The organism is Oleiphilus sp. HI0080 (genome assembly GCF_001635135.1).
The window spans coordinates 1-3,884 of record NZ_LWFU01000499.1; the positions used below are offsets into that span (position 1 = coordinate 1).

At 47.8% G+C, this 3,884-nt stretch carries 4 protein-coding genes; 1 reads left to right on the top strand and 3 read right to left on the bottom strand.

Features of this window, described 5'->3' with window-relative positions; all coding sequences use genetic code 11:
* The 3 genes from A3751_RS10500 to A3751_RS10510 form a co-directional block, all read right to left on the bottom strand.
* On the bottom strand, positions 1 to 295 hold a 295-nt coding region (locus A3751_RS10500), incomplete at its 3' end, for a group 1 truncated hemoglobin (protein ID WP_197466276.1).
* A 20-nt stretch (positions 296 to 315) separates the two neighbouring features.
* Positions 316 to 1,164, bottom strand: a complete 849-nt coding sequence (locus A3751_RS10505) for a DUF3034 family protein (protein WP_068455499.1) — start codon at positions 1,162 to 1,164, stop codon at positions 316 to 318.
* 112 nt (positions 1,165 to 1,276) lie between these two features.
* Positions 1,277 to 3,568 carry a molybdopterin-dependent oxidoreductase gene (locus A3751_RS10510; RefSeq protein WP_068455501.1) on the bottom strand — a complete coding sequence of 764 codons (2,292 nt, stop codon included), beginning with the start codon at positions 3,566 to 3,568 and terminating at the stop codon, positions 1,277 to 1,279.
* A gap of 161 nt (positions 3,569 to 3,729) precedes the next feature.
* Between A3751_RS10510 and A3751_RS21805 the strand changes: the two genes are divergently transcribed.
* Positions 3,730 to 3,884: LysR family transcriptional regulator (locus A3751_RS21805; protein ID WP_156492375.1), on the top strand; the 155-nt coding region annotated here is incomplete at its 3' end.

Consider the following 3,884-nt stretch of genomic DNA (forward strand, 5'->3'; position numbering starts at 1 on the left):
CCGATATATCCATTCCTTTGTGTACGTCTTTCATTGTGTCACCAGAATAAACACAGGGGCCGCCAGAGACTTCGCAAAACTGCTCAACGACTTTTTCGTAGAAGCGATCGAGATCTGTCTCCGTAAATGCCTGCTCTGTTCGCTCGTCTTTGATCAAGATTCGAACAAACCTATCTGCAATCTCCTCAACCCCCTTCTGCCCGCCAAGCTCCTCGAAGAGTGATCCGCGACTCTGCGTAGTCTGGCATCCGGCAATCAAGCCAACAATGAGAAAAATACAAAGATACTTATGCATGAGAGCTCCAAGGAATCAGGTTACAGGGTACCGTTTAGAGAGATATAAAAGCCTGTTTGATCTTCTTGGCCCGCGATAACACCAAGATCGAGATACGCCGCCGTAATCGACAAATTTTTGTTAGGGAACCAGGCAAGAAAGAGATCTTTCCAATGGTCCTCCGACAAAGCACTTAGTTGATTCTGCTTCTGCCTGAACTCAAAACCTAGCGCCACCTGCTTCGTTATGAACATCCCTCCGGCAAACTCTGCAAGTAGATTGGCACCAGAATCATCGCCGCCAAACCCAAGCAGTCCCGTTTCATTCGCTTCGGTATAACGCACGTTAAGATTAGCAAATGCGGTTCGATTGAATGGTCCATTAAGCCATGCCTTGGCAGCACTCAGATAAACATCGACCCCCTCGTTGTCTTCGGCGCCAACAAGAGACAGCACCTCTTCATCGAGTAACGTTTTATGCTGAAGACCCAGACTAACAACCGGCATGACGTCATAGACAAGATCTCCGGTCAGCCTAACTTTAGCTCCAACGATGTTCTGACGAATCGAACGCGAGAGAGCATCGCTGTATAAATCTTGATGCGCGTAACTAAGCTCTAAACGATCATATGCCCCCACTGCGATGCCATGCACACTCAGATTATAATCATCTACTCGAGCCTCACTACTAAGGATGCTAGCCCCCAACTCGTCAGAGCTCGCATACGTTGCAATGGGCGCCCATGGCGTCAAACCGCCGCCCCCAGCCCCTTCAATCGAACCAACACCAGCTGTCCCGATCAGTTTTCCGCCACCCGCCTCGGCGAGCGAGGAACAAAGCACAAAAGCCAGCGTCACCATTTTTTGGCGTACTGCGCATCGTTTAACCATGCAACCCTCTATTTGCCCTACTTAACGTTTCCGTTTAATGATAAACATCGATACACGCGAATGCGAATCTGGCGAGAAAACAAGCCTGTATCGTTAGCGGCGCGCACTTAGGCTAGGCACCTAACGCCACTAATTGTGCCGGTACATATTTGTGATAAGGCGTTTTTGTAAATGGGTCGCAATGATCCGATGACGTTAAGCGATTGATTTGAGGCCCAATAGGATCGCTATCTTTATAACGCATACCATAACCGTGAGGAAGCGTGATCATACCTTCGCGGATGCCTTCATTCACCTCAATCTCTACCGTTATCTCACCTGCCTTAGTGCGACAAATTGCATGATCACCTGTACGCAAGTCTAAGTGCTCGGCATCGCTCGGATGGATGCGTAGCGCACCATTCTTGTCGACTTTTCGCCAACTTGGGTCACGAAATATTTGATTTGCGTTATAGCTACGTCGCTCTCCGGCCATCAACACGAAAGGGAAATCCTCACACACTTCTGCTGGATGAGGCGTTTGGTCGGCAAGGGCATCAAGTTCTTCAAGCACCTCGGTGATCTCAAGGTGGATCTTTCCATCTTTGGTTTTAATGAGTTGCCACATATCTTCCCAATTATGGGTACTGACACGAACACCAGAATTGCCATTAATAATCGCATTAAACAAATTGGCGCCAAGCGTGAGTTTATTCCCGTGGTGCCCCGCTCGCTTAACGGCTTCTTTATGTTCACCTGCAAATTTGATCGAAAGTGGTAGCAAGAATGCGCCCGTCGCCGCTTCCCCGGGCAGATATTTACCTAAGGTTCGGTACATGATGGACGGCGCATAGGCTGCAAGCTTTTTGTTACGCGTCAGCTTTGCGATTAGCGCAGTCACATAGGGCTGATGTTTAGCAAATGCAGGTTGGTACTTGGCGATACCTTCCAATAATGGGTAGCTTTTTGGAAGCACCCCCATTTTCTCTAATAAGCGTGTCGCGATTTCTGGCTCTGGCAAGCTGTCGCCTAGTGGCTTGTGTACAGGTTTGCGCAAATGGAAAAAATTGGAAGGAAACTCAAGGTTAAAGCCTGTTGCTTCCCACTTTTCAAACTGAGAAGCAGCTGGCAGAACATAATGCGCATGCCGGGCTGTTTCTGTCATGGCGACGTCTACAACGACACAAAGCTCTAACTTAGAGAATGCGCGTTCATAAGCTTGGGTATCTGAAAATGTCTGAATTGGATTAGCACTTTCAATCCAAAGTGCGCGCAACCGATCTTCTCCCTCATGCTCGATCTCATCTGGCAATATATTGGGTGGATATAACCCGGCGATAGGGAGCATTTTATGGTGCGCGGTAAGCTTTATCTTCTTACTTCGCTCGTCACTATTACCCAATATTGGTAGTAGGCTCGCATGCACATTGTTTGCGCCTTTTTTCCCAAAATTTCCGGTGAGTATATAAAGCATTTTTTCAAGATAGGCGGTGACCGTCGAGTGCAACGAGTGCTGCAAACCCAAATCAATGCGGACGCAGCCAGCTTTGGCCTTGGCAAAGTCGCGCGCAATGGTATAAATGGTATCTTGGTCTAATTCGGTTCGAGCGATGTATCGATCGACATCAATGGCGCGTAACGATTTTTCTAAGGCCTCAAATCCAGTGCAGTGCGCGGCAATAAATGGTTTGTCGTGCAGTTCTTCTTGCACGATGATGCCCAGCATTGCTGACAATAAATAAGCGTCGGTGCCAGGCTTTATCGCTAAATGATAATCCGCATACTTAGCACTTTCTGATACGCGAGGGTCCACCAAAACCATAGTACGCTGAGGGTCGTTTTTTAATTCCCTGAGTACTTCTCGTGCGTTAGGAATACCGTGTGATTGAAACGGGTTACAGCCTATAAACAACACGTAATCGGAGTGTTCAATATCTTCTGTACAGTGAACGCGTTGATCACCAAACAAACGGCCGTTCATCCAAAAGTCCATGGTTTTCTCTTGCGCTAGCGCAGAGTACATGTAACGGCTTCCACCCATGGCATGACGCAATTGCTGTGCATAGGCGCCACCTAAATGGTTACCTTGCCCACCACCACCAACAACGGCAAAACAGTCTGGCCCATGCTGCTCTTTTAGCGACAGCATCTTATCGGCAATTTCCGTGAGAGCCTGATCCCACGAGACCTCTTCAAAGCTGCCATCGTCTTTACGCTTCAATGGTTTTGTTAGCCGGTCATCATGGTGTTGATAATGCTCCAAGCGCGCCGCCTTTTGACAGATATAGCCGGTCGTCATTGGGTGCTTGGGGTCGCCCTTGATCTTCTTAAATCGGCCTTCACCATCCGTGCTGATGGTTATTCCGCAATTACGCGAACACAGAATGCAGGCCGAGTCGTGATCGATAAGTTCTTGTGTGGTCATAGCTACCTCTAGTTCGTGCGCGCTTTACAATATCAGCCTAGTTAAGACTAACTTATTTCATTATTGTGATTAGGCACGCTATACCTTGCAATAAAGCATCGCAATTCATATTTTCTGAGCTTATGATAAGTTTTACTTATCTTTATTGCGAAAGCTTGGCGATGCACACAACCCCTCCACCTATCCAATGGCTGCCAGCGTTTGAAAGTGCGGCGCGCCTGCTTAGTTTTCGTAAAGCCGCTGACGAATTATGCGTCAGCCCACCAGCAATAAGTCAGCAGATAAAATCTCTAGAAGAATATATTGGTGTCAGTTT

Bases quoted from the DNA above. Each gene is read 5' to 3' on its own strand.
- A3751_RS10510 (WP_068455501.1), bottom strand. From the start codon at position 3,568: ATGACCACACAAGAACTTATCGATCACGACTCGGCCTGCATTCTGTGT.
- A3751_RS10505 (WP_068455499.1), bottom strand. From the start codon at position 1,164: ATGGTTAAACGATGCGCAGTACGCCAAAAAATGGTGACGCTGGCTTTT.